The sequence below is a fragment of the Streptomyces sp. P9-A2 genome (genome assembly GCF_036634175.1).
Lineage (GTDB): Bacteria > Actinomycetota > Actinomycetes > Streptomycetales > Streptomycetaceae > Streptomyces > Streptomyces pratens.
On sequence record NZ_JAZIFX010000001.1, the window covers coordinates 5,378,337 to 5,402,204 of the forward strand.

Annotated in this window: 22 protein-coding genes; 11 read left to right on the forward strand and 11 right to left on the reverse strand. The window is 72.3% G+C overall.

Going from position 1 to position 23,868, the window contains the following annotated elements; genetic code table 11:
• Window positions 1-8: 8 nt before the first annotated feature.
• Together V4Y04_RS24590 and V4Y04_RS24595 are read right to left on the reverse strand one after the other, a co-directional pair.
• The gene (locus V4Y04_RS24590; protein ID WP_332430482.1) at window positions 9-620 is read right to left on the reverse strand and encodes a DUF1003 domain-containing protein; all 612 of its coding nucleotides are present in this window, start codon (window positions 618-620) and stop codon (window positions 9-11) included.
• On the reverse strand, window positions 610-1,986 hold the full coding sequence (locus tag V4Y04_RS24595; protein WP_332430483.1) for a magnesium transporter MgtE N-terminal domain-containing protein: 1,377 nt from the start codon (window positions 1,984-1,986) through the stop codon (window positions 610-612). Before V4Y04_RS24595 ends, V4Y04_RS24590 begins: the two co-directional genes overlap by 11 nt.
• Before the next feature lie 284 nt (window positions 1,987-2,270).
• Here V4Y04_RS24595 and V4Y04_RS24600 point away from each other — a divergent pair, with 284 nt between their 5' ends.
• Window positions 2,271-3,065, forward strand: a complete 795-nt coding sequence (locus V4Y04_RS24600) for a hypothetical protein (RefSeq protein ID WP_332430484.1) — start codon at window positions 2,271-2,273, stop codon at window positions 3,063-3,065.
• Between the two features lie 87 nt (window positions 3,066-3,152).
• On the opposite strand, the gene V4Y04_RS24605 is transcribed toward V4Y04_RS24600, so the two are convergent.
• Both V4Y04_RS24605 and V4Y04_RS24610 read right to left on the reverse strand, forming a co-directional pair.
• Window positions 3,153-3,674 carry a hypothetical protein gene (locus tag V4Y04_RS24605; protein WP_332430485.1) on the reverse strand — a complete coding sequence of 174 codons (522 nt, stop codon included), beginning with the start codon at window positions 3,672-3,674 and terminating at the stop codon, window positions 3,153-3,155.
• A gap of 269 nt (window positions 3,675-3,943) precedes the next feature.
• Window positions 3,944-5,062: a magnesium and cobalt transport protein CorA gene (locus V4Y04_RS24610; RefSeq protein ID WP_332430486.1), complete on the reverse strand. Its 1,119-nt coding sequence runs from the start codon at window positions 5,060-5,062 to the stop codon at window positions 3,944-3,946.
• A gap of 579 nt (window positions 5,063-5,641) precedes the next feature.
• On the opposite strand from V4Y04_RS24610, the gene V4Y04_RS24615 reads away from it, so the two are divergent.
• The 4 genes from V4Y04_RS24615 to V4Y04_RS24630 all read left to right on the forward strand — a co-directional run bounded on the left by V4Y04_RS24615 (window position 5,642) and on the right by V4Y04_RS24630 (window position 9,057).
• On the forward strand, window positions 5,642-6,226 hold the full coding sequence (locus tag V4Y04_RS24615; RefSeq protein WP_332430487.1) for a suppressor of fused domain protein: 585 nt from the start codon (window positions 5,642-5,644) through the stop codon (window positions 6,224-6,226).
• Between the two features lie 288 nt (window positions 6,227-6,514).
• On the forward strand, window positions 6,515-7,159 hold the full coding sequence (locus tag V4Y04_RS24620) for a DUF6758 family protein (RefSeq protein ID WP_332430488.1): 645 nt from the start codon (window positions 6,515-6,517) through the stop codon (window positions 7,157-7,159).
• A gap of 273 nt (window positions 7,160-7,432) precedes the next feature.
• A complete protein-coding gene (locus V4Y04_RS24625) occupies window positions 7,433-8,290 on the forward strand; it encodes a PHP domain-containing protein (protein ID WP_332430489.1) in 858 nt (285 codons plus the stop codon).
• A 161-nt stretch (window positions 8,291-8,451) separates the two neighbouring features.
• Window positions 8,452-9,057 (forward strand): MarC family protein, encoded by a 606-nt coding sequence (locus V4Y04_RS24630; RefSeq protein WP_332430490.1) that lies wholly within the window; start codon window positions 8,452-8,454, stop codon window positions 9,055-9,057.
• A gap of 161 nt (window positions 9,058-9,218) precedes the next feature.
• Here V4Y04_RS24630 and V4Y04_RS24635 read toward each other — a convergent pair whose 3' ends face one another.
• Window positions 9,219-9,356, reverse strand: coding sequence for a hypothetical protein (locus tag V4Y04_RS24635; RefSeq protein WP_332433158.1), 138 nt, complete (start codon window positions 9,354-9,356; stop codon window positions 9,219-9,221).
• Between the two features lie 252 nt (window positions 9,357-9,608).
• Between V4Y04_RS24635 and V4Y04_RS24640 the strand changes: the two genes are divergently transcribed.
• Window positions 9,609-10,502 carry an NYN domain-containing protein gene (locus V4Y04_RS24640; protein ID WP_332430491.1) on the forward strand — a complete coding sequence of 298 codons (894 nt, stop codon included), beginning with the start codon at window positions 9,609-9,611 and terminating at the stop codon, window positions 10,500-10,502.
• Window positions 10,503-10,522: 20 nt separating this feature from the next.
• Here the strand turns inward: V4Y04_RS24640 and V4Y04_RS24645 are convergent, their stop codons facing one another.
• Window positions 10,523-11,521, reverse strand: a complete 999-nt coding sequence (locus V4Y04_RS24645; protein WP_332430492.1) for an alpha/beta fold hydrolase — start codon at window positions 11,519-11,521, stop codon at window positions 10,523-10,525.
• Between the two features lie 121 nt (window positions 11,522-11,642).
• Window positions 11,643-14,135, reverse strand: coding sequence for a DEAD/DEAH box helicase (locus V4Y04_RS24650; RefSeq protein ID WP_332430493.1), 2,493 nt, complete (start codon window positions 14,133-14,135; stop codon window positions 11,643-11,645).
• 475 nt (window positions 14,136-14,610) lie between these two features.
• Here V4Y04_RS24650 and V4Y04_RS24655 point away from each other — a divergent pair, with 475 nt between their 5' ends.
• Entirely contained in the window at window positions 14,611-15,366 is a 756-nt protein-coding gene (locus V4Y04_RS24655) for a ferritin-like fold-containing protein (protein WP_332430494.1), read from the forward strand.
• A gap of 67 nt (window positions 15,367-15,433) precedes the next feature.
• Here the strand turns inward: V4Y04_RS24655 and V4Y04_RS24660 are convergent, their stop codons facing one another.
• From V4Y04_RS24660 to V4Y04_RS24675, 4 genes are all read right to left on the reverse strand, one after another.
• Window positions 15,434-15,703 (reverse strand): hypothetical protein, encoded by a 270-nt coding sequence (locus V4Y04_RS24660; RefSeq protein ID WP_332430495.1) that lies wholly within the window; start codon window positions 15,701-15,703, stop codon window positions 15,434-15,436.
• A gap of 350 nt (window positions 15,704-16,053) precedes the next feature.
• Window positions 16,054-16,281 carry a DUF3107 domain-containing protein gene (locus V4Y04_RS24665; protein ID WP_332430496.1) on the reverse strand — a complete coding sequence of 76 codons (228 nt, stop codon included), beginning with the start codon at window positions 16,279-16,281 and terminating at the stop codon, window positions 16,054-16,056.
• Window positions 16,282-16,455: 174 nt separating this feature from the next.
• Window positions 16,456-17,094 (reverse strand): TetR/AcrR family transcriptional regulator, encoded by a 639-nt coding sequence (locus V4Y04_RS24670; protein WP_332430497.1) that lies wholly within the window; start codon window positions 17,092-17,094, stop codon window positions 16,456-16,458.
• 227 nt (window positions 17,095-17,321) lie between these two features.
• Window positions 17,322-17,549: a hypothetical protein gene (locus V4Y04_RS24675; protein WP_332430498.1), complete on the reverse strand. Its 228-nt coding sequence runs from the start codon at window positions 17,547-17,549 to the stop codon at window positions 17,322-17,324.
• Between the two features lie 197 nt (window positions 17,550-17,746).
• Between V4Y04_RS24675 and V4Y04_RS24680 the strand changes: the two genes are divergently transcribed.
• The 4 genes from V4Y04_RS24680 to V4Y04_RS24695 all read left to right on the forward strand — a co-directional run bounded on the left by V4Y04_RS24680 (window position 17,747) and on the right by V4Y04_RS24695 (window position 23,832).
• Window positions 17,747-18,829: an alpha/beta fold hydrolase gene (locus V4Y04_RS24680; protein WP_332430499.1), complete on the forward strand. Its 1,083-nt coding sequence runs from the start codon at window positions 17,747-17,749 to the stop codon at window positions 18,827-18,829.
• 8 nt (window positions 18,830-18,837) lie between these two features.
• Window positions 18,838-20,409: a DUF3152 domain-containing protein gene (locus tag V4Y04_RS24685; protein WP_332430500.1), complete on the forward strand. Its 1,572-nt coding sequence runs from the start codon at window positions 18,838-18,840 to the stop codon at window positions 20,407-20,409.
• Between the two features lie 409 nt (window positions 20,410-20,818).
• The gene (locus V4Y04_RS24690; protein ID WP_332430501.1) at window positions 20,819-22,672 is read left to right on the forward strand and encodes a DUF3492 domain-containing protein; all 1,854 of its coding nucleotides are present in this window, start codon (window positions 20,819-20,821) and stop codon (window positions 22,670-22,672) included.
• On the forward strand, window positions 22,669-23,832 hold the full coding sequence (locus V4Y04_RS24695) for a hypothetical protein (RefSeq protein ID WP_332430502.1): 1,164 nt from the start codon (window positions 22,669-22,671) through the stop codon (window positions 23,830-23,832). The genes V4Y04_RS24690 and V4Y04_RS24695 overlap by 4 nt, the downstream gene beginning before the upstream one ends.
• The last annotated feature ends 36 nt before the right edge of the window (window positions 23,833-23,868 follow it).

Genomic DNA, 23,868 nt, shown 5'->3' on the forward strand with positions numbered 1-23,868 from the left:
TAAGCCCGCTACTGGTCGTCTGCGTCACGTCCCGGAGACCGTTGCGCCCGCATTGCCGCGATGGAGCCGTGGTGGTCCCGGTGTCCGTTCTGCCGTTCCTCGAGCTCCTTCATCATGTCCTGGAGCTCCGAGCGGATCCAGTCGCGCGTCGCGACCTCCCCCAGCCCGATCCGCAGGGCGGCGATCTCCCGCGTCAGATACTCGGTGTCCGCGATCACCCGCTCGTCCTGCTTGCGGTCCTGCTCCAGGTTGACCCGGTCACGGTCGTCCTGCCTGTTCTGCGCCAGCAGGATCAGCGGGGCGGCGTACGAGGCCTGGAGGGACAGCATCAGGGTCAGGAAGATGAACGGGTACTCGTCGAACCGCAGTTCCTCCGGCGCGGACACGTTCCACACCAGCCACACGATGATGACGACCGTCATCCAGACGATGAACCGGCCGGTCCCCAGGAAACGCGCGATCCGCTCCGACAGGCGTCCGAAGGCCTCCGGGTCCCACTCGGGCAGCAGCCGGCGCCTGGGCGGGCGCGGCTGGTCCAGCCGTGGCGTCCGCACGCGGCCGGCGGCCGTGGCGCCCGCCGGATGACGCTGCTCGCGCACGCCGTCGCGCTCAGGTGCCATCGGTCACCACCCCCTCCTCGTCGTCCCTGACGTCCGCACCATCGGTACCGTCCGCGTCGTCCGCGCCTCTCGTGCCCTCCGGGCCCCCGGCATCGTCCGGGGCTTCGTCGTTCAGATGGAACTCGGTCTCCCGCCAGTCGTCCGGCAGCATGTGGTCCAGTACGTCGTCGACCGTCACCGCGCCCAGCAGCGCTCCCGTCTCGTCGACCACGGGCGCCGCCACCATGTCGTACGCGGCGAAGAACCCGGCCACCACGGGCAGCGCCGCACCCGGCGCCAGCCACTGCAGATCCTCGTCGAGGATCGAGCCGACCAGCGTGTACGGGGGGTCGCGCAGCAGCCGCTGGAAGTGGACCGTGCCCAGGTACTTGCCGGTCGGGGTCTCCTCCGGCGGACGGCACACATAGATCTGGGCCGCGTGCGCCGGGGACAGGTCCGGGTTGCGGATGCGGGCCAGCGCGTCGGCGACGGTCGCGTCGGGCCTGAGCACGATCGGCTCGGTCGTCATCAGACCGCCCGCGGTGTGCTCCTCGTACGCCATCAGGCGCCGCATGTCGGCCGCGTCATCGGGCCGCATCAGGCTCAGCAGCCGCTCCTTGTCCTCCTCGGGCAGCTCGGAGAGCAGGTCGGCGGCGTCGTCCGGGTCCATGGCCTCCAGAACGTCCGCGGCGCGCTCCTCCTTCAGCTTGCCGAGGATCTCCACCTGGTCGTCCTCGGGCAACTCCTCCAGCACGTCCGCGAGGCGGTCGTCGTCCAGAGCGGCGGCCACCTCGGCGCGGCGCTTGGCGGAGAGGTGGTGCAGGACATTGGCCAGGTCGGCGGGGCGCAACTGCTCGAACGTGGCGAGCAGACTCTCGGCGCCCTGCCCCTGCTCCTCCAGCGAGAACCCGCTGACCGCCGACCACTCGACGGTCAGGGTTTCCCCCTTGCCCCGCCGAAACGTTCCACCCTTCTTGCCCTTGCGGACGAACACCCGGTCGATCACCCATCCCCGGCGGGCCGGCAGCTGATGCACCGACAGGTCCAGGACGGTGACCTCCTCACCGGTCTCCACGAGTGTCACCCTGCGGTCCAGGAGCTCGCCGAAGACGAGCCGTTCGGTGGGCCGCTGCTCGAAGCGCCGGACGTTGAGCACCCCGGTGGTGATGACCTGGCCGGACTGCACGGCGGTCACCCGGTTCATGGGTAGGAAGATGCGGCGCCGGCTGGGAAGTTCGACCACCAGACCGAGCAGTTTCGGCGGACGCCCGCCCACCCGCAGCATGACGACCATGTCGCGCACACGCCCCACCTGGTCGCCGGCCGGATCGAAGGCGGCGACGCCGGAGACGTGGGAGACGAAGAACCGGTGGGCGCCCGCTGCCATGCGGCGGCTCCTTTTCGTACGGGGCGGTGCTGCCGTGCGTGTGTGCTGCTGCTTGCTCAGGTCTTGCCGTGCCGTCCTGTCGTGCCCGTCCTGTCGTGCCGTGCCCGTCCTGTCTGTCGCTGCGCCGGTTGTCCGGATGCCCCGTTCGGGCGGCTTCAGGCTAGCCCGTCCCGATCAGCGATGCTCCCGCGGCCGGTCCGGACGGACTGCCTCCGACCGGCCGGTACGCCCCCGGTACTCTGCGGTACGCCGTTCAGGTCCCCGTCAGAGAGGCAGCGCAACCTGTGACTCCGATCTCCCCGGGCCGTTCCCGCACAGCCACGCTGGCGAGTGCCGTGTGTGTGCTGCTCGTGACCGGCATGGCGCTCACGGGATGCTCAGAGGAAGAAGACCCGGACAAGGGCACCAACGGCGTCGGCAGGCTGTCCGCCGCAGAGATCCAGAACAGGACACGGACGGCCGCCAAGTCGGTCGACACCGTGCGGCTGCACGGGAACGTCGTCACCAGCGGGCGTACGTACACGCTCGACATGCGGCTCAAGCCCGAGGGCGGCATCGGATCGGTCACCGCCGGAGGACAGACGTTCCGGTTGATGAAGGTCGACGACCAGCTCTTCCTGAAGGCCGACGCCAAGTTCTGGGGCCAGGCGGACGGCGGGGCCGGCAAGGACGGCGCGAAGGGCGGCGCGAAGGGCGAGGGCGGCGCGTCGGACGCGGCGGCGGCCGGCAAGCTCGCCGAGAAGTACGTGAAGGTACCGAAGGGCGACCCGTCGTACAAGAAGTTCATCGGGTTCGCGGACAAGGATGTCCTCCTCACCGGTCTGCTGACCCTGCACGGCACCCTCGCCACCGACGGCCACCACGAGCAGGGCGGCGTCCGCACCATCCGCATCACCGGCGACGAGGGTTCCGGCGGCACCCTGGACGTCTCCCTCGAGGGCAAGCCGTACCCGCTGCGCCTGGTGCGCGCCGGTAAGGCGGGCACCCTCACCTTCTCGGCCTGGGGCGCCGACTTCGCCCTGGAGCAACCGGCCAAGGACGAGACGCTGGACTACGAGGGCCAGCTCCCGACGTCGTAGCGGGACCGGGCGGAGTGACCGGGCGGAGCGAGCGGCTGGAGCGACCGGTCAGCCGTCGTAGCAGGACCGGGCGGAGCGAGCGACCGGTCAGCGGCGCTTCCCGCGCCCCGCCAGCAGCCGGGGCAGGCCCGCGGGGGCCGGGTGCCGGGTCGTCACCGGGGTCGGCAGGGGAGGCTCGGCCAGGGAACCTTCGGGCAGGGGTGCAGTCGCCCCGGTCGGCTCCAGGCGCAGCACCCGGCACTCACGCGCCCAGCGTTCCGTCATCGCCTCGCCGTCGGGCGCGTTGAGCCGCTTGCCCTTGAGTACGGCGACCGCCGCCTCCCACTCCTCGGACCCGGAGGGCAACTCCACGATCGTCGCGGCCCAGGTGACCAGCCGGCCGCCCTTGTCCTTGCTGCGCACCGTCACCTCGGCCGGCCCGCCGTCCGCCAGCCCCGGCAGCGGCTGCTCCCCGGGACCGTCGCCGACCAGGCACATCGCACCCTCGTGCCACACGTGCCACAGCGGCCGGGCCGGGCCCCCGGACCCCCGGACCCAGACGAGGCCGGACTTCTTGGTGGCCTCCTCGACGAGAGCCCGGTCGAACAGCGCACTGGTCGCACTTGTCATGGGGCCAGCCTATCCAGGACCCCCGAGCCGGACCCCCGAGCCGGATCCGGGATCCGGGGCCGAAATCCGGGGCCGGGGGCCGGTCCCGGAGTCCGCCCCGGCACCGACGCCGGCTCCCCGGCACCGACGCCGGCTCCCCGGCACCGACGCCGGCTCCCCGGCACCGACGCCGGCTCCCCGGCACCGACGCCGGCTCCCCGGCACCGACGCCGGCACCGGCACCGACGCCGGCACCGGCACCGGCACCGGCTCCGGGACCGGAGCCGGTGTCAGAGCCAGCCGTTGCGCTTCAGCATGCGGTGGATGCCCAGGCAGAGGGCCACGGTCACGCTGAGGATCACCGGGTAGCCGTACTTCCAGTGCGTCTCCGGCATGTAGTCGAAGTTCATGCCGTACACCCCGCAGACCATCGTCGGGACGGCGATGATGGCGGCCCACGAGGTGATCTTGCGCATGTCCTCGTTCTGCGCCACGGACGCCTGCGCGAGATTGGCCTGGAGGATGGAGTTGAGCAGCTCGTCGAAGCCGATCACCTGCTCGTGCACCCGGGCCACGTGGTCGGCGACGTCCCGGAAGTACTTCTGGATCTCCGGGTCGATCAGCCGCATCGGCCGCTCGCTCAGCAGCTGCATGGGCCGCAGCAGGGGTGACACCGCCCGCTTGAACTCCAGCACCTCTCGCTTGAGCTGGTAGATCCGTCCGGCGTCGGTGCCGCGCGGGGTGCCTCCCCGGCCCGGCGAGAACACCTCCGTCTCCACCTCGTCGATGTCGTCCTGCACCGCGTCGGCGACCGCGATGTAGCCGTCGACGACGTGGTCGGCGATGGCGTGCAGGACCGCCGAGGGCCCCTTGGCCAGCAGCTCGGGGTCCTCCTCGAGGCGGTGCCGCAGGCCCCGCAGGGAACCCTGGCCGCCGTGCCGGACGGTGATGAAGAAGTCCCGGCCGGTGAAGCACATCACCTCACCGGTCTCGACGACCTCGCTGCCGGAGTCGAGCCGGTCGTGGTCGAGGTAGTGGATGGTCTTGAAGACCGTGAAGAGCGAGTCGTCGTAGCGTTCCAGCTTGGGCCGCTGGTGGGCCTGCACGGCGTCCTCCACGGCCAGCGGGTGCAGTCCGAACTCGCGGGCGATACCGGCGAACTCGTCCTCGGTCGGCTCGTGCAGACCGATCCACACGAAGCCCGAGTCACGGCGCACCAGGCGCATCGCCTCCTGAGGAGTGAGCGGGCTCCCGGTCTCCACACGGCGGCCGTCGCGGTAGATGGCGCAGTCGACGACCGCGGTGGTCGTCGTCGGGTCACGGGTGGTGTCGTACGGGGCGCTGCTCTCCTTGCGCAGCGGGGCACGGGAGGGACGGACCACGGCGCGCAGGTCGCGGATCATCGACATGGCGGGCTCCTTCGCGAAACGGGCGACGAAAGGCGCCGGCGCAACGGGTGGAACCACCCGGAATGAGGACGTCCTGACCAGAGATGACCCGGCCTCCGGAAAAAGCCCGGGCAGGGGATGTTTGGCACGTCCACAAAGCGGGGAGCACCGCACCGTCGCGGTGGCGAGTCTCGTCGCTGATGCAGCTACTGGGGCAGATCAGTCGGAACGAAACGAAATGCTCTTCCGATGAAGGCGCGATGATGCGAGGTGGCAGCCGGAACGGAGCAGTTACATCAACGGGTGGAAGAGCGGGTGCTACTGCACGGTCGACTTCGGTCCATGCCAGCCCCACCTCCTCCGGCCGGTCCCTCGTAAGGGACGATCCTCATCCCTCGAGGGGATTCCCCCATAGAGGGAGTGTCATAGCGGTACCGGGGCTCAGGCGGACTCTCCCAGTGCCCTGAAAATGCCCTGCCGGGCCTGGGCGTTGCCTGGGGGGCCTGCTGCGTGCTGCCCCGAACCACCGGGCCAGACTAGCAGCCGCCCCCCTGTCAAGGTGCCGCTTCGCCTGCCGCCGATGAGTTCTATGCTCGCCGTATGGCAGATGTTCTTCCTCTGGTCGAAGCCCGGTTGGTCATGGCTCTGGGCGAACCGGACGCGCGCGCGGCGGTCACCTTTCTGGGTACGGACCGCGTCGAGGTGCTGCGCTTCCAGGAGGGCGACATCGTGCGCTACGCCACCCTCGGCATGTCCGCGCAGCCCATGGCCGACCCCACGGCGGTGATCGCGGATCCGGTCGCGGGCCCGCGCGCGGAGCTGGTGCTGTCGGTGCGCAGCGGTCTCGCCGACACCGACAAGGTGCTCCGCCCGCTCGCCGTGCTCGCCGCGTCCCCGCAGGTCGAGGGCGTGGTCGTGGCCCCCGGCGCCTCCCTCGACGTCGGTGAACCGCTGTGGCCCGGGGCCCCGTTCACCTCGGTGCTGGTCGCCGAGCCGGGCGGCCTGGTGGAGGACCTGGAGCTCGACGAGCCCATGGAGCCCGTACGGTTCCTGCCGCTGCTGCCCATGACGCCGAACGAGGCCGCCTGGAAGCGGGTGCACGGGGCCCAGGAGTTGCAGGAGCGCTGGCTGACCCGCGGAACGGACCTGAGGCACCCCACCCGAACCTCCGTCGCGCTGGACTGACGTGCTCCCCGCTGGGGTGACCGGCCGCCTGCCGGAGTGAGCAAGCTCACCTGTGCCGGTCCGTCAACGATGCGTCGGGGCAACTCGGTTGATGAGGACGGTGCCTGTCGAGGGTGGCCGGGCCGGTCGGTCGTGGCGGCGCGCACGTCACTGACACGGGCACCGGATGCACGGTGCCGTGACCCGAACCGGTCGGTGTGTACCGTTTCCGGCCCCCGGGTGACCGGTTCGGTCCGGACGGGTGATCGTCCTTGACGTGGAGGAGCGGGGGTAGGACCGTGGGGCCCTATGAGGGGCGAACCCAGTTGCCCGAAGTGTGGTGGCCGGGTCAGGGCTCCCGGCCTCTTCTCCGATGCCTGGCAGTGCGATGTGCACGGCATCGTGCATCCGGTCCAGCCCGTGATACCGCCGAGCGTCGAGGCACTCGACGTCGTCGTGCACCGTACCCGGGTACCGGTGTGGATGCCGTGGCCGCTGCCGGTGGGCTGGCTGTTCACCGGGGTGGCCAGCGCGGGCGACGACCGCGGCGGCGGCCGCGCCAGCGCCGTCGCGTGCACCGGACCCGGACCGCTCGGCGGCATGGGCGAGCTGATCCTCGTGGCCGAGGAACTCGGCGTCGGGCTCGGCGCCCGGTACGCGGGCGTCGACGGCCCGGACCCGGGGCCGTACTTGGACATCGAGAAGGCCGCCGAGACCAAGGTGCTGGCCGCCGGCCGCCCGACCCCGCTCTGGCGCGTCTCCGGGACACCGGACGACCGGGCCGTCTTCGCGGGCGAGGCGCTCGGGATGTGGCTGTGGGCGGTGCTGTGGCCCGAGCAGTCCGGGCTCCTGATGTACGAAGAGCTGGTCCTCACCGACCTCCGGGACGCCGGGGCCGAGTCGGAACTGGTGCCCTGCGGGGCGCTGTCGCCGCGGCTGATGGAGAGGCCGTGACGGGGGCGGCGAGAGGGGCGGCGAGAGGGGCGGCGTGCAGGGACGGCGCGGAGGGGCGGCGCGGAGCGCGCCCGCAGGGGCGCGGGCACGGGTATGGGCACGAGGTGCGCGTGCAGGGGACATGCGTGCACGCGGTATGTGTGCACGCGGTATGCGTGCAGGAGGTATGCGTGTAGGGGGTGCCGAGCGGGTTCGGGTGTGACGGAAGCGTGCGGAAGTGCGGTTATCCTGAGGCGTCCCCCGTCCGTCCGTCACCGCTTGGAGCAACACGTCGTGCGTATCGATCTGCACACCCACTCCACCGCGTCCGACGGTACGGACTCCCCGGCCGGCCTGGTCCGCGCGGCCGCGGCCGCCGGTCTCGACGTCGTCGCGCTGACCGACCACGACACCACCCGCGGCCACGCCGAGGCCCTCGCCGCGCTCCCCGACGGGCTCACGCTGGTGACCGGCGCCGAACTCTCCTGCCGCTACGACGGCACCGGCGTGCACATGCTGGCCTATCTCTTCGATCCCGAGGAACCGGCGTTGCTCGCCGAGCGCGAGCTGGTCCGGGACGACCGCGTGCCGCGAGCCCAGGGCATGATCGCCAAGCTGAACGGCCTGGGCGTGCCCGTCACCTGGGAGCAGGTCGCCCGGATCGCCGGCGACGGCTCGGTGGGCCGCCCGCACATCGCCACGGCACTCGTCGAGCTGGGCGTGGTGGAGACGGTGAACGACGCCTTCACCCGGGAGTGGCTGGCGGACGGCGGCCGGGCCCACATGGCGAAGCACGAGACCGACCCCTTCGAAGCGATCCGGCTGGTCAAGGGCGCGGGCGGGGTGGCGGTGTTCGCCCACCCGGCCGCGAGCAAGCGCGGCCGGACCGTACCGGAGTCCGCCATCGCGGAACTGGCCGAGGCCGGTCTCGACGGCATCGAGGTCGACCACATGGACCACGACCCCGACACCCGGGCGCGGCTGCGGGGCCTCGCGAAGGAACTGGGGCTGCTCGTGACCGGGTCCAGCGACTACCACGGCAGCCGGAAGAGCTGCGTGCCCGGCGAGTTCACCACTGACCCCGAGGTGTACGGCGAGATCACGCGCCGGGCGACCGGCGCGTTCCCCGTGCCGGGGGCCGGCGGCGCCTGAGCCGCCCGTACCTCCCGGGCCCGCCCCGCGCCGGGGCGGCGCCCGTTTTCCCCCTGAGCTTCCTCGTCGAGCACTCCTGAGCGCGCGCCTTCCCGAGTGCCGCCCGCTCGCTGCTCACCGCTCTCCCCTCACCCCACCCCTCGTTTCCCAGCAAGGCAGACATGTTCGACGTCGCCGTCTTCGGCTCCCTCTTCCTGACCCTCTTCGTCATCATGGATCCCCCCGGGATCACCCCGATCTTCCTGGCCCTGACCGCGGGCCGGCCCGCCCAGGTGCAGAAGCGGATGGCCTTCCAGGCCGTCTGCGTGGCCGGTGGGGTGATCGTCCTGTTCGGACTGATCGGGCAGCAGATCCTCGACTACCTGCATGTGTCCGTGCCCGCGCTGATGATCGCGGGCGGGCTGCTGCTCCTGCTGATCGCGCTCGACCTGCTCACCGGCAAGACCGACGAACCCCAGCAGACCAAGGACGTCAACGTCGCTCTGGTCCCGCTCGGTATGCCGCTGCTGGCCGGGCCCGGCGCGATCGTGTCGGTCATCCTCGCGGTGCAGAAGGCCGGCAGCACCTCGGCCCAGGTGTCGGTGTGGGCGGCGATCCTCGCCATCCACGTGGTGCTGTGGCTGGTGATGCGGTACTCGCTGCTGATCATCCGGGTCATCAAGGACGGTGGGGTGGTCCTGGTGACGCGGCTCGCGGGCATGATGCTCTCCGCGATCGCCGTACAGCAGATCATCAACGGGGTCACGCAGGTGATCCGGGGCAGCTGACCGCGCCCGCGCCCGTACCGCGCCCGCGCCCGTACCGCGCCCGCGTTCGTACCGCGCCCGCGCCCGTGTCCGCACCGCCTCCCGTAGGACGCACGGAGCCCCCGTACCCATCAGCGGTGCGGGGGCTTCGGAACAGGCGGTACAGGACCCGGTGTCCTGCGTTACGAGGCCGGCGTGTCGGCCGGGCGGATCCACAGGCGCTGCCCGATGGCGGCGGCCTGCTGCACAATGCTGTTAACAAGGGCGGCGTCCACGACGGTCGTGTCCACGGCGGTGCCGTCGACGTCGTCGAGTCGCATGATTTCGAAGCGCAAGGGCTTCTCCCTTCGTCTGGACATCCTCCTGAAGGAGAACTACTGGGTGGACGGCTACGGGCCGGACCGGTCCGTGCTCCATCAGTGATGAACGGCGCGCCTGCCGCAATCATTCCCTACGCTAAGGAAATTCTTCGATCGGCTAATTACTGACGGGTTGTTGACGGGCAAATGTTCCGGAGGAGACCGACCGGGACCGGTTGTGTTCGCACAGTGACCGCCGGGACAATGGAGACGATGAACGACGACCTGGCGGACCTGAACTCCCGTATCGACCGCACGAACGAGCTGCTCCAGCGCATGCTCGCCGAGGTGGCGAAGACGCCCTCCACGCACGCGATCTTCGTCGACGCGGGCTATCTGTACGCGGCGGCGGGGCGGCTGGTGGCCGGGACGGAGGACCGCCGGGCCTTCGACCTCGACGCCGAGGGACTCATCGACGCGCTCATCGACCGGGCCCGCACCATCTTCGCGGACAGCAGGCTGTTGCGCGTCTACTGGTACGACGGCGCCAGACGCCGCATCCACACCGCCGAGCAGCAGACCGTCGCGGAGCTCCCCGACGTCAAGGTCCGCCTCGGCAACCTCAACGCCAACAACCAGCAGAAGGGCGTCGACTCCCTGATCCGCTCCGACCTGGAGTCACTGGCCCGGCACCGTGCCATCAGCGACGCGGCTCTGCTGGGCGGCGACGAGGACCTGGTCTCGGCGGTCGAGGCCGCCCAGGGGTACGGCGCCCGCGTCCACCTCTGGGGCATCGAGGCGCCCGAGGGCCGCAATCAGGCCGAGCCCCTGCTCTGGGAGGTCGACAGCCAGCGCACCTTCGACCTCGACTTCTTCAAGCCGTACGTCTCCCGGCGCACGGCCCCCGGGTACGAACCGACGACAGGGCGGCCCGCCCGCGAGGACGTCCGCTTCGTCGGTGCCCGGATCGCCGCGAAGTGGCTCTCCGAACGCGGGCGGGACTCGCTGGTGGAACTGCTGCCCGGCCATCCCTACCTGCCCGGCTCGGTCGACCAGGACCTGCTGGTGGAGGCCGAGGGCCTCCTGCAGTACTCCCTGCGCGGCCAGGCCGACCTGCGACGCGCCCTGCGCGACGGCTTCTGGGACCACCTCCAGGCGCAGTACTAGGCGCAGTGCTAGGCGCAGTGCTAGGCGAGAGGGCCGGCGCCGGTGGTGGAGGTGGTGGCTGTTCCGGTGACGGTGGGGGTGCCGTTGTGGTGCCCCTGGAGGCCGTCCCAGAAGGTGGTGAGGGCATGCGCGGTGGCCTCGGGCCGTTCGGCGGCGGGGGAGTGCCCGGCGCCCACGACGACCGTGCGGTGCGCGTTCAGGCGTACGGCCATGGCGTCGAGGTCCGGCACCGGCCAGGTGTCGTCATGCGCACCCGACAGCACATGGAACGGCATTGGTACGGCGGCGAGTTCGGCGACCAGGTCCGGCTCTGCGCACAACTGTCGCCCAGTGGCAAGTAGTTGAGCGGGGCTGGTGCCCAACCAGCGTCGGCGCAGATGCTCCTGGCCGCCGAGCCCGCGCGCGGGTCCGCCGACCTCCTCCGGCGGGCCCAGGGCCAGGATCGCCTCCCAGCACTGCGCCGCCGTCATCCGGGAGAGCGCGTCCCGCAGCAACTTCACGCGCTGCTCCTGGGAGACGGAGATCCGGGCCGGGCCGGACGAGATCAGGGTGAGCGAACGGAAGGGGGAGTGGTCCTCGAGTACCGCCGCACGGGCGATCTGGCCACCCAGCGAGTGTCCGACCAGATGCAGCGGTACGTCCGTGCCGAGCGCCTCCGCCTGCGCGAGCACGTCCCGCGCCAACTGCGCCCGCGCGTAAACGGACTCGTCGTCCACGGGCCCGTCGGACTCGTACTGCCCCCGCCCGTCCACGGCGACGCTGCGGTACCCGCGAGCGGTGAGCGGCCCGTGCACCAGCGTGAAGTCCTCCTTGCTCCCCGTGAACCCGGGCAGCGACAACACGACCCCCTTCGGCTCGCCCCCGCCGGCCGGCGGCACGTCGACGACGGCGAACTCCCCACGGGAGGTGCGGAGCCGGTACGCCCGAGCGCCGGGCGGCGTCGCGGAGAGGAGAGAGGGCGAGGACGGGGGAGAGGGGGAAGGAGCAGGAGGGGAAGCGGGGGCGGCGTGGCTGGTCACGGGGCGAGACTAGCGGGCGCCGGGCCACGGACGGGGCGCCGGGTGACACCTGCCGGGGGACGCCGACGGCCCGGCCCCACCGATGGGGGACCGGGCCGTCGAACGGCGCCTCTGGCGCGGGTCAGGCCTCCGTGGAATCCGCGGAAACCGTCGCCGCGGCCTTGCGGGGACGGCGGACCCGAGGCTTGACCTCGGACGTCTCCGGCTCGGCCTCGGACGTGGTCTGTGCCGGGATGCCGGCCGTGTCCGCGGTGGCCTTGCGGACGCGGCGGCGGGGCTTGGCCTCGGTGGCCTCGACGACCTCGACGACCTCGGTGGCCCCGGCAGCCTCGGCGGCCTTGGCGGCCGCCGTCTTCCTGGTGCGCTTGGGCTTCGCCTCGGCCGTGGCGTCCACCGTGGCCTCCGGCTCCTGCACGGCGGTGGCCGCCTTACGGGTGCGGCGCGGCTTGGCCTCGATGGCCTCGACCGTGTCCACGGCCGTCTCCGCCTTGGCGGTGGCCTTGCGGGTGCGGCGCGGCTTGGTCGCCACGGTCTCCGCCGGCTCGGCCTCGGAAGCGGCCTGTGCCGGGATGCCTACGGCGGTCGCGGTGGCCTTGCGGGTGCGGCGACGGGGCGTGGTCTCCGCACCTTCGGCGGTGTCGAGCACGGCCTCGGCCGGGGCAGTCCCGGGAGCCTCGGCCACGCTCTTGCGGGTGCGGCGCGGCTTGGCCGGAGCCGGCTCCGGTACGGATTCGGCGGTCACCTCGACGGTGTCCACCACCGCTTCGGCGGCCGAAGGCGCGGTCGCGGCCGCGGACTTGCGGGTCCGGCGGCGACGCGGCTCGGCGGGTGCCTCGGGCTCCCCGGTCGCCGGGGCCGTCCCGGTCACGGTGGTGCTCTCGGCCGACGGGGCGACGGCGACCGCCACCGCCGCGTCGGCCTCGACCGGCGAACCGGCCGGTGCCGCGGTGTCGACGACTGCCGTCTCCGTGGACCTGCGGGAACGGCGGCGGCGCGGCCTCGACGGGGTCTCGGAGGTCTCCGGGTGCTCCAGAGCCTGCCCGGACACGCCCTCCGCCGTCGCGACGGAGGACTCGACAGCGGTCTCTGCGGACTCGACAGGCCCGGTGGAATCGATCGCGCTCACCGGAGCGGTCGTGGCCTCGGCCTGGGCTCCGCCGCGCATACGACGACGGCGACGCGGGGTGCGGGGAGCCGTACCGGCCTCCGCCTCACCGGTGTCCTCGACGGCCGGGGCCGCCGACTGCTGCGCCGGGTCGCTCAGCGGCGTACCACCACGCGTACGGCGACGGCGGCGCGGCGTACGGGCCGAACGCTCGTGGTCGACGGAACGGGAATCGGCCCGCTCGCCCCGGTCGGCCCGCTCGCCCCGGTCGGTCCGCTCACTGCGGCCACCCCGTCCGCGCGGGCCACCGCGGCCGCCCGGCTCGCCCAGGTCCTCCATCTCCTCCGCGTCGAGTCCGGCGCGGGTGCGCTCCGAGCGCGGCAGAACGCCCTTCGTACCCTCGGGGATGCCGAGGTCGGAGAACAGGTGCGGAGAGGTGGAGTACGTCTCCGGCGGGTTGCCGAAGCCCAGATCCAGTGCCTTGTTGATCAGCTGCCAGCGCGGGATGTCGTCCCAGTCGACCAGCGTGATCGCCGTACCCTTCGCCCCCGCGCGGCCGGTACGGCCGATGCGGTGCAGATACGTCTTCTCGTCCTCGGGGGACTGGTAGTTGATGACGTGCGTGACACCTTCGACGTCGATGCCGCGGGCGGCGACGTCGGTGCAGACGAGCACGTCCACCTTGCCGTTGCGGAAGGCGCGCAGCGCCTGCTCGCGGGCGCCCTGGCCGAGGTCGCCGTGGACCGCTCCGGAGGCGAAGCCACGCTGCTTGAGCTGGTCGGCGAGGTCGGCGGCGGTGCGCTTGGTGCGGCAGAAGACCATGACCAGGCCCCGGCCGTCCGCCTGGAGTATCCGCGAGACCAACTCGGGCTTGTCCATGTTGTGCGCGCGGTAGATGAACTGCGTGGTGTTCGCGACGGTCGCGCCCGCGTCGTCCGGCGAGGTGGCGCTGATGTGCGTGGGCTGCGACATGTAACGGCGGGCCAGTCCGATGACCGCGCCCGGCATCGTCGCCGAGAACAGCATGGTCTGGCGGCGGGCCGGAAGCAGGTTGATGATCTTCTCGACGTCGGGCAGGAAGCCCAGGTCGAGCATCTCGTCGGCCTCGTCGAGAACGAGGGCCTTGACGTCCTTCAGGTTCAGCTTCTTCTGCCCGGCCAGGTCGAGCAGCCGGCCCGGGGTGCCGACGATCACGTCGACGCCCTTCTTCAGGGCCTCGACCTGCGGCTCGTAGGCCCGGCCTCCGTAGATCGCGGTGACGCGGACATTGCGCACCTTGCCGGCGGTCAGCAGGTCGTTGGTGACCTGCGTGCACAGCTCGCGGGTGGGCACGACGACGAGCGCCTGCGGCGTGTCGGTGAGGTCCTCGGGCTTCGCGCGGCCCGCCTCCACGTCCGCGGGGACGGTCACACGCTCGATGAGCGGAAGACCGAAGCCCAGCGTCTTGCCGGTACCGGTCTTGGCCTGGCCGATGACGTCCGTGCCCGTCAGGGCCACGGGGAGCGTCATCTCCTGGATGGGGAAGGGGGTGATGATGCCGACGGCTTCAAGGGCTTCGGCGGTCTCGGGAAGAATCCCGAGCTCTCGGAACGTAGTCAGGGTGCTGCCTCTTCTGTGTACGCGGTGCGAGGCGAACGCGGGGGTCGTCTATGGACCGTGCCGGGGACGTCGGCTGCCTTACGGGAATGCCGTAGGGCACGGGACCACTGCCAACGCTCTAGCGCTCGTACCGCTGAGGGTCCCTCCGATCGTCGTACGCGATGTGCCGTACGGTCAGGGAGAGCGGTCGGGGCGGAGCCGATCGGGCCTCCGACCGGGCATCCTCATACATGCGCCCTGTCGACTACGTCAGAGTATTCGGCGGGCGCATTACCACCATACCCCGGATTCGCGCACACGCCATGGCCGATTTGGCCACGTAGTCGTCGTCACACGTGTTGACCAGTACCTTACGGCGCGCGACGAGCGGGCTATTGTGCGGATTATGACGAGCTCTGACAAGCCTGACCACGCCGCGGGCACAGCCGACACTCCCGCCGCGCCGACCGGCGTCGCCGCCATGGACTGGGCGGCCGCCGCCGCCGCCCCGCAGTACCGCGCCGCCGTCGTGGACCTGCTCGGCGCGCTCGCGTACGGGGAACTGGCGGCGTTCGAGCGGCTCGCGGACGACGCCAAGCTGGCCCCCACGCTGGAGGACAAGGCGGAGCTGGCGAAGATGGCGTCGGCCGAGTTCCACCACTTCGAGCGGCTGCGCGACCGCCTGGCCGGCATCGGCGAGGAGCCGACCGTCGCGATGGAGCCGTTCGTCGCCGCATACGAGGGCTTCCACAAGCAGACGGCGCCCTCCGACTGGCTCGAAGGACTCGTCAAGGCCTACGTCGGCGACTCGATCGCCAGTGACTTCTACCGGGAGGTCGCGGTCCGGCTGGACTCCGACACCCGCGCGCTGGTGCTGGCCGTGCTCGACGACACCGGGCACGGCGGGTTCGCCGTGGAGAAGGTGCGCGCGGCGATCGATGCGGACCCGCGGGTGGGCGGGCGGCTCGCCCTGTGGGCGCGTCGGCTGATGGGTGAGGCGCTGTCCCAGTCGCAGCGGGTGGTGGCCGACCGGGACGCGCTGTCGACGATGCTCGTCGGCGGAGTCGCGGACGGCTTCGACCTCGCCGAGGTCGGCCGGATGTTCTCCCGGATCACCGAGGCCCACACCAAGCGGATGGCGGCCCTGGGCCTGGCGGCCTGAGAGCCGCCCGGCTCCTCCCCGCCCCGCTTCCTCGGACGTCGGTGCCGATGGCCGGTCGGGCGGCCGGTCAGGCGGTGGCCGACCGGCCGCGGATTCTGCCCGCGGGGCGCAGCAGCAGGGACAGTGACGCCACGGAGAGGGTCGTCGCGCCGAACAGGGTCGCCGGCAGGTTGCCCGAGTCCATTGCGCCGTGCGTGAGGAAGGCGCCCAACAGTGCCCCGGCGACACCGGTCGACAGGACCAGGGTGCGGGCGGGGAGACGGTGCGGCAGGCGGCGCGTGGCCGTCCACGCCAGAGCCAGGCCGAGGATCACTGAACTGAGCGTTTCCAAGAGCATGTCGGGGTCCCTCCCACATGGCCGGCCTGCTCGCATCGGTCATAGCCCGTCCTACCCCTGACCTGCGGAATCCAATCCTCTCCCGGAGGGGTCCCGTGTCCCGGTCCTGCGGGCGGAGACGGTGGTGCGCGGTGGCGGAACGGCCGGGGGCGCGAAGGGGACGGCAGGGGAGGGAAGTCGAACGGAGCAGACGCGGAGAATCACGCGGAGGCACCGGCCGGGAGAGAGTCGGAGAGGGGAAGCCGGAGAGGGGAGCCGGAGCGACGGAGCGGCACGGGGCGGGGACGCGGAAGGGCCCGGCGGTTCGAGGTGCCGAACCGCCGGGCCCTTCCGTGTCTGCCGGTCGTTGCCTACAGCGCGCCGAAGCCCACCTTGCGCGGGGCCGGCTCGCCGATCTCGATGTACGCGAGACGGTCGGCCGGGACCAGGATCTTGCGACCGTGCTCGTCCACGAGGCTCAGCAGCTGAGCCTTCCCGGCCAGCGCCTCGGCCACCGCGCGCTCGACCTCCTCGGCGCTCTGACCGCTCTCCAGAACGATCTCGCGGGGCGCGTGCTGCACGCCGATCTTGACCTCCACGGCTATGTCCCTCCGACGGTCAGTGAAGTGCGCGGCCTTCCGCGCCGTACCCAGCACACATTAGCCCGGTGCGGGGACCCGCACGCTCAGCACCCGCAACGCCAGGAGCGAACAGCCGGCGGGAACACACGGCAGTCCCCGCCGGCTCGCACGCGCTGCCCGGCGCTGTCAGAACTACTGCTCGCTGCCGTGCAGCGGGAATCCGGCGATACCCCGCCAGGCCAGCGAGGTCAGCAGCTGGACCGCCTGGTCGCGCGGCACACTGCGGTCGCTGTGCAGCCAGGACCGTGCGACCACCTGGGCCAGCCCGCCCAGCCCCGAGGCGAGCAGCATCGACTCCTGGCGCGAGAGCCCGGTGTCCTCGGCGATGACGTCGCAGATCGCCTCGGCGCAGTCGTTGGTGACCCGGTCCACCCGCTCGCGCACGGCGGGCTCGTTCGTCAGGTCCGACTCGAAGACCAGACGGAAGGCACCACCGTCGTCCTCGACGTACGCGAAGTAGGCGTCCATGGTCGCCCGTACGCGCTGCTTGTTGTCGTGCGTCGACGCGAGCGCGTGGCGCACCGACTGGATCAGCGACTCGCAGTGCTGGTCCAGCAGTGCCAGATAAAGGTCGAGCTTGCCCGGGAAATGCTGGTAGAGCACCGGCTTGCTGACCCCCGCACGCTCGGCGATGTCGTCCATCGCCGCCGCGTGGTAACCCTGCGCGACGAACACTTCCTGGGCGGCGCCCAGGAGCTGGTTCCGTCGGGCACGGCGCGGCAGGCGTGTACCCCTCGGGCGCACGGTCTCTGTCTGCTCGATGGCTGTCACGCCGCCTCCCATTGTCGTCCACGTGCGGTGTGAGCCGCGCCGTCATCGTACTTTTCGGTAACCGTGCTGTGCGCGGTGAGAGCGCAGAATTTCACGGACCGGACGACGCCGAAATCCGTACGGACGGTTTCAAAAGCTGTCAGACGGGGCAAGGCGGCGCCTCGGTTCCGTATGTGCCCTTCTCGTGCGGGCACCCTTCGGCGGCCTCCCCGGCTCTCTCGTCACCGTCACCGGTAGTCGTCCTCGTCGAGGGAGACGATCCTGGCCTGCTCGACGAGGTCCGCCTCGTTGGCCCGGTCGATGTCGGCGCCGGCCAGAGAGTCGTCGCGGTCCGGGGTGAGGTCCGTGAGCTGTTCGGCCGTGTCGGCCTCCGGCGCCTCGACGTCGTACTCCGGGCTTTCGCGGGCGTCGTCGGTTTCCTCGAACGTCTCGGGATCGGTGGGGTCTGTGGCCATGGCTGGGCCCCTTCCTACGAACGTCCCCGGAGTTGTGCGGGGACCACATACGGGTGCCCTGGGTACGAGCCTAGGAGACACCCGATCCGAGCGCTATGCGATCCGCGACCGGGATGTGGCACGGTGCGCACACGGCGGGGCCGGCCTGTGACCCCCGACACAAAGGCCCTGGTGTGATCATCTCGTAACATTGCCGCATGTCTTCGACCGACCTGCCGTCCGTGCCGCCCGTGCCGCCCGCGACCGTGCTTCCCGAAGCGGACGCCGTGAGGGTCGCCGAGGGCGAGCGTCTCAGGTCGGTCGCGCTCCCGGGCGTCACCCTGTCCGTGCGGTCGAGACCGCCCACGCGCGAAGGGCTGCCGCCCGCGCTCCACATCCACGGCCTCGGTGGATCGTCGCAGAACTGGTCGGCGCTGATGCCCTTCCTGGAGGACGTGGTCCACAGCGAGGCCGTCGACCTTCCGGGCTTCGGCGACTCGCCGCCCCCGGACGACGGCGACTACTCGATCTCGGCGCACGCACGCGCGGTGATCCGTTGTCTCGACGCCGCAGGGCGCGGCCCCGTGCACCTCTTCGGCAATTCGCTCGGCGGCGCGGTCGCCACCCGCGTCGCCGCCGTACGCCCCGACCTCGTCCGCACGCTCACACTCGTGTCACCGGCCCTTCCCGAGCTGCGCGTGCAGCGCACCGCCGTGCCGACGGGACTGCTGGCGCTGCCCGGGGTGGCCCGGCTCTTCGACCGGCTCACCCGGGGATGGTCGGCGGAACAGCGCGTCCGGGGTGTCGTGGCGCTCTGCTACGGGGACCCCGGACAGGTGTCGCCGGAGGCGTTCCGCCACGCCGTGCAGGAGATGGAACGACGGCTGCGGCTGCCGTACTTCTGGGACGCCATGGCAGGTTCCGCGCGGGGGCTCGTCAACGCGTACACCCTCGGCGGCCAGCACGGGCTGTGGCGCCAGGCCGAGCGGGTGCTCGCGCCGACCCTGCTGCTGTACGGCGGCCGGGACCAGCTGGTCGGCTTCCGGATGGCAGGGCGCGCGGCCCGCGCGTTCCGTGACTCCAGACTGGTCACCCTGCCCGGTGCGGGGCATGTGGCGATGATGGAATACCCCGAGACGGTGGCGGCCGCGTTCCGTGAACTCCTTTTGGATACAACGAATTCGGCAGAGGAAGGGGATACCTTGGAGCTGGGCGCGAAGGGCGCTCCGGGCTCGGCCGCCGGTATCACCGCGGACGAGGCCGCCGACGGCGGGGCCACCGCCGAGAACATGAGGGGCTGAGGCGCGAGGTGGGACGCCACAGCCGTCGTGGACCCGCACCCAAGGGCGACGCCCGCCCGGCGCGGGGAACGACGCTCCCGGGGCAGGGGGCGACCTCCGGCGGAACCGGCGCGTACAGCCCGCCCGGCCCGTACAGCCCGCCCGGCTCACCCGGGCAGGGAGCACAGGGGGGCGGCCCGCCCGCGGGACCCGGAACCCCCGCCCATGGCGTGCCACGGTTTCCGGACGGCCGGTTCCCGGACGGGGCACCGGCGCGTGGAGTTCCCCGTCCGACCGACGGCACCCCCGCCCATGGCTTCCCCCGCCTGCCCGACGGCACCCCCGGGTACGGCGTACCGCGTGCCCGCGGCGGTGGCCATCCCGAGCAGCAGGAACCCGGCGGCGGCTGGGGCGAGTGGGGAGGACGGAGCGCGGGCGCAGGGTACGCCGGTCCGGCCGGCAAGGCGGCCGTACCCCTGCCGCGACAGCGCCAGGCGCCGCCCGAGGGACCGCGCGGGACACCGGGGCCGCGAGGGTGGCAGGCTCCGCGGCAGGACTATCTCGACGCCTTCGACGCGGGTGGCGACGGCTTCACTTCCCGCCTGCCCGCCGCGCCCCGCCCGGCCTCCGCCGCGGACTCCCCGCCCCCCGCGTACCCCGTACATCCCGCGGACCCCTACGACGCCGTCACCGAGTGGAACACCGCCTCGGCCGCACGCTTTCCGCCCGGCACCGACGCCGCCGTGCCACCCACCGGGGCGCCGGCGCAGACCAAGGGCGCCAAGGGGCGCACGTTCACCGGGATCGCGGCCGCCGCCGTCACCACCGTGCTGGCGGTCGTCGTGGCCGGCCAGGTCGCCGACGGAGGCGACGGTTCCGACGACCTCCAGGCGCGGTCCGCCCCCGAACAGGCGGCGCGCGACGCCCGGGACCCCGGCGCGAACGAGGGCGCGGGCGATGGGCAGAACACGTCTCCGGGCGACTCCCGCGCCGCCGGACCGCTGACGTACGCGCAGAAGATGGACGAGAAGTACCCGCTCAGCGCCACGGCCGAGGGCTCGGGGAAGTTCGACGCGGTCCCCGGCATCGCCGACGCGCCGGGCAAGGGGCAGAAGATCACCTATCGCGTGGACGTGGAGCGGGGGCTCGGTCTGGACGGCGCGCTCTTCGCCGAGGCGGTGCACAGGACCCTCAACGACAACCGCAGCTGGGCGCACAACGGCGCTCGCGCCTTCGAACGCATCCACTCCGGCACCCCCCGCTTCGTCATCACCCTCGCCAGTCCCGGGACGACCGCCGAGTGGTGCGCCAAGTCCGGCCTGGACACCACGGTCGACAACGTCTCCTGCGACTCGGCCGCCACCGAACGCGTCATGATCAACGCGTTCCGCTGGGCGCAGGGCGCCGAGACGTACGGCGACGAGATGTTCACCTACCGCCAGATGCTGATCAACCACGAGATCGGACACCGTCTCGGGTACAACCACCTCACCTGCGACAAGGACGGTGAGCTGGCTCCGGTCATGCAGCAGCAGACCAAGTTCCTCGGCCACGGCGGAATCAACTGCCTGCCCAACGCCTGGCCGTATCCGAAGGGCTGACGGACGCGTCGGTGCCGGCGCGGGGGACCGTGGGCGCCCGTGCCGCGTCCGACACCGTCCGCATGTTCGTCTGATCTCTTACGACCTCACCCGCGATGGCGAGCGGGCTCCCGACGTCCTGCGGCTTCGCCTCCGGCGTTGTCGTCGGTCGCGATGGCTCCGCCATCACTCCCTCCTCCGCCTCGGATGCGAAGCCGCAGGACGCCGCTCGCCGATCCACTCCCCATCGCGGGTGAGGTCGTTAGCGCGACCAAACGCGCCCCGCACCGGAAAGTTACGACCGTTCACCCCTTTTGGTGGTGCGACGGACAACCGTCCAGCACGCCACCACCTTGACCGTCTACGTTCGTCCCGCTGCGAGCCGCCGGGTCAACGGCGGCTCCCCATACGGGAGATCGGGGGTGCACTCGTGCGCATCGGACTGGTTACGGAGGGTGGCTATCCGTATGTGAGCGGTGACGCCGGACTCTGGTGCGACCGTCTCGTGCGCGGACTCGGGCACCACGAGTTCGACGTCTACGCGTTCAGTCGCAGCGAGGCCCAGGAGGACGACGGCTGGGTGGCGCTGCCGCCGCAGGTCGGACGGGTGCGTACCGCGCCGCTGTGGACGGCCGAGGACGACGGGGTGGTGTACGGCAGGCGCGCGCGCCGGCGCTTCGACGAGCACTACGGCGAACTCGCCGCCGTCCTCTGCGCGTCGGACCCCGCGACGGTGCCGGGCCTCTCGGCGGTGCCGGATTCCGCGCCGGCGCCGGACCTCGCGAGCCCCGACGCGGACCCCGGGAGGAAAGGGACGACCCGTGCCCCGGCCGAGGCGGACCGTTTCGCCGGAGCTCTGTACGGCCTCGCCGAACTCGCCCGCGACGAGGGCGGTCTCGCGGTCGCCCTCCGCTCCGAGACCGCCGTACGCGCTCTGGAGCGAGCCTGTCGTGCGCCCCGCGTGCTGCCCGCCGCGCGGGAGGCCCGGGTGGCGGACCTGCTGGCTGTGGCCGCGCACCTGCACGAGGCCCTGCGCCCCCTCTCGCTCGACTGGTACGAGGAGGACGGGCTCGGCGCGGTCGACCTGTGCCACGCCGCTTCCGGCGGCACGGCCGTCCTTCCGGGCCTGCTCGCGGGCCACTTCTTCGACGTCCCCCTGCTGGTGACCGAGTACGGCGTACGGCTGCGCACGCACTATCTGACCCGGCCGGACTCCCCGTCCGCCGTCCGGTCCCTCCTCGCGGCCTTCCACGGCCGGCTCGCCGCCGAGACCTACCGGCGGGCAGCTTTCATCACCTCGGGCAACACGCACACCCGCCGCTGGCAGGAGCGCTGCGGTGCCGACCGGGCGAAGGTCCGCACGATCCACCCCGGGCTGGACGCGGCGCCCTTCGCGGAAGTGGGCGAGTCCCCGGAGCGTGCCGATCCGCACACCCTCGTCTGGAGCGGCCGGGTGGAGCCCGCCAAGGACCTGGTCTCCCTGCTGCACGCGTTCGCCGTGATCCGCACGGCCGAGCCCGGGGCCCGCCTGCGGATCATCGGCGGCCCGGCCGGTCCCGAGGGTGCCGCCTACCTCGAGCACTGCAGAGAACTTGCCACGCGGCTCTTCCCTGACGGGTCCGGGACCCCGCACGCCGACGGCACCGGCCCGGTGTCCTTCGAGGAGATCGGCGGCCCGGGGCTCGCCGGCCCCGCCGACGTGTACGCCGCGGGCGCCGTGACCGTTCTGTCCAGCGTGGTCGAAGGCTTCCCCGTCGGACTCGTCGAGGCGATGCTCGCCGGCCGCGCGACGGTGTCGACGGACGTCGGCGCGGTGGTCGAGGTCATCGGCGGTACCGGACTCGTCGTACCGCCGCGCGATCCACGGGCGCTCGCCGAGGCGTGCGTGTCGTTGCTGCGTGACCCCGAGCGTCGCGCGCGCCTCGGCGCCGCCGCGCGCGCCCGCGCACTCGAACTGTTCACCGTCGAGCAGAACGTCGCCGCGTTCCACGACCTGTACCTGGAGACCGTCGCGCGCACCCCGGTCCGCCGCGTCCTCCTGAACGGCACGGGCGATCCCGTGCCCTTCGCCGCCCCGGTCGAGGCCCACGTACCCGGCCGCTGGGCCGACCCCGCCTCCCGCAAGCCGCCCCGCGCCGCCCCCGCCTGGGCCACGGACACGCCGGTACGGGCCGCCTGCCCCGCTCGGTCCGCCACCACCCGGCCCGTACCCTCTCCGGCTCGGCCGGCGACCAACCCGGTGCCGGGCGCGTCACCGGTCCCCACGACGGAGGCGGCACGATGACGGGCCTCGACGAACTGGACCGCGAGTCCGCGCGGCCCGGCGCCGGCCAAGGCGCCGCCGACCCCGTGAAGGCGCTGCTGCACCGCCATCGCGAGCTGTGCGAGCGCGCGGTGGACCCCCTGGAGATCGCGGCGGGCCTGGAGGCGCACGGCGTCACCGACCGGACCGCCGCGCGCTTCAAGCACCGGGACGTCTTCTCCCTCGCGGAGGAGCTGTACGCCCGGATCCCGCGCGACGGCGACACCCCCCGTCCCTCCGCCGCCACGACCGCCCCGGGGCTCCGCGCCGGCTGGATCGTTCTCACCCTGCTCCCCGGCGTCCTCGGCCTCGCGTCGGTGGCCGCCCTGCGCCTCACCCACGGCCAGAGCCGCTTCTACGCGGTCGCCGCGGGCGTTCTCGTCATCGCCCTGGCCATGTGCGCGGCCCTTCGACGCGGCAGCCCGCCCGGCACTCCGCCCGCGACCTCCACCCCGCCCACCAGGGGCACGGCGGCCTGGACCTGCTGGCTCATCGGCTACGCCCTCCTGGGCGACGGACTGCTCCACACCGCGCTCACCGGCGGCCCCGACAGCCCGCCCACCGGCGGCCCCGACGGCGACTGGGCGCTCGCCGTAGCCCCGGCCCTGGCCCTCACCCTGGCCTTCGCCCCCGGGGCCTGGAGCGCCCGGTTCTTCGCCGTACGGGCCCGCCGCAAGGTCGTGGCCAGCCGCGGCCTCGAAGACTTCGCCGACTCCGTGCGCCCCCTGCTGTTCGGATCCTTCGCCCTGTTCCTGTGCGCCCTGGCCGCTCTCTCCGCCCTCTGCGCCACGGCCCTGGACGAGCACTTCGTCCCTCACGAAGTGCTCACCCTGGGCGCCCTCCTCTTCCTGGCCCGCCTCCTCGCCCTCCACGGCTTCACCCACGCGCCGAAGGTGATCCTCGCGGCCACGGCCCTCGCCCAGACGGCGGCCCTGGCCACGGTCTTCGCGGCCCGTCTGCCCGGCTGCGGGGCGCTGGCCGCCCCCGTGGAAACCCTGGCCACCGCCTGGGACCCCGGTGGCGTGGCCACCCTCACCTGCGGCGCGGCCGCCCTGACCCTCCTGATCCACGCAGCCCGCACCCTCACCCGAGCCTCGGCCCACGCCCAGCCGGAGGCACCACCCCAAGGAGACCCCGCATGATCACCCGCCCAGCAGCCTCGGCCGTCACAGGAGCCA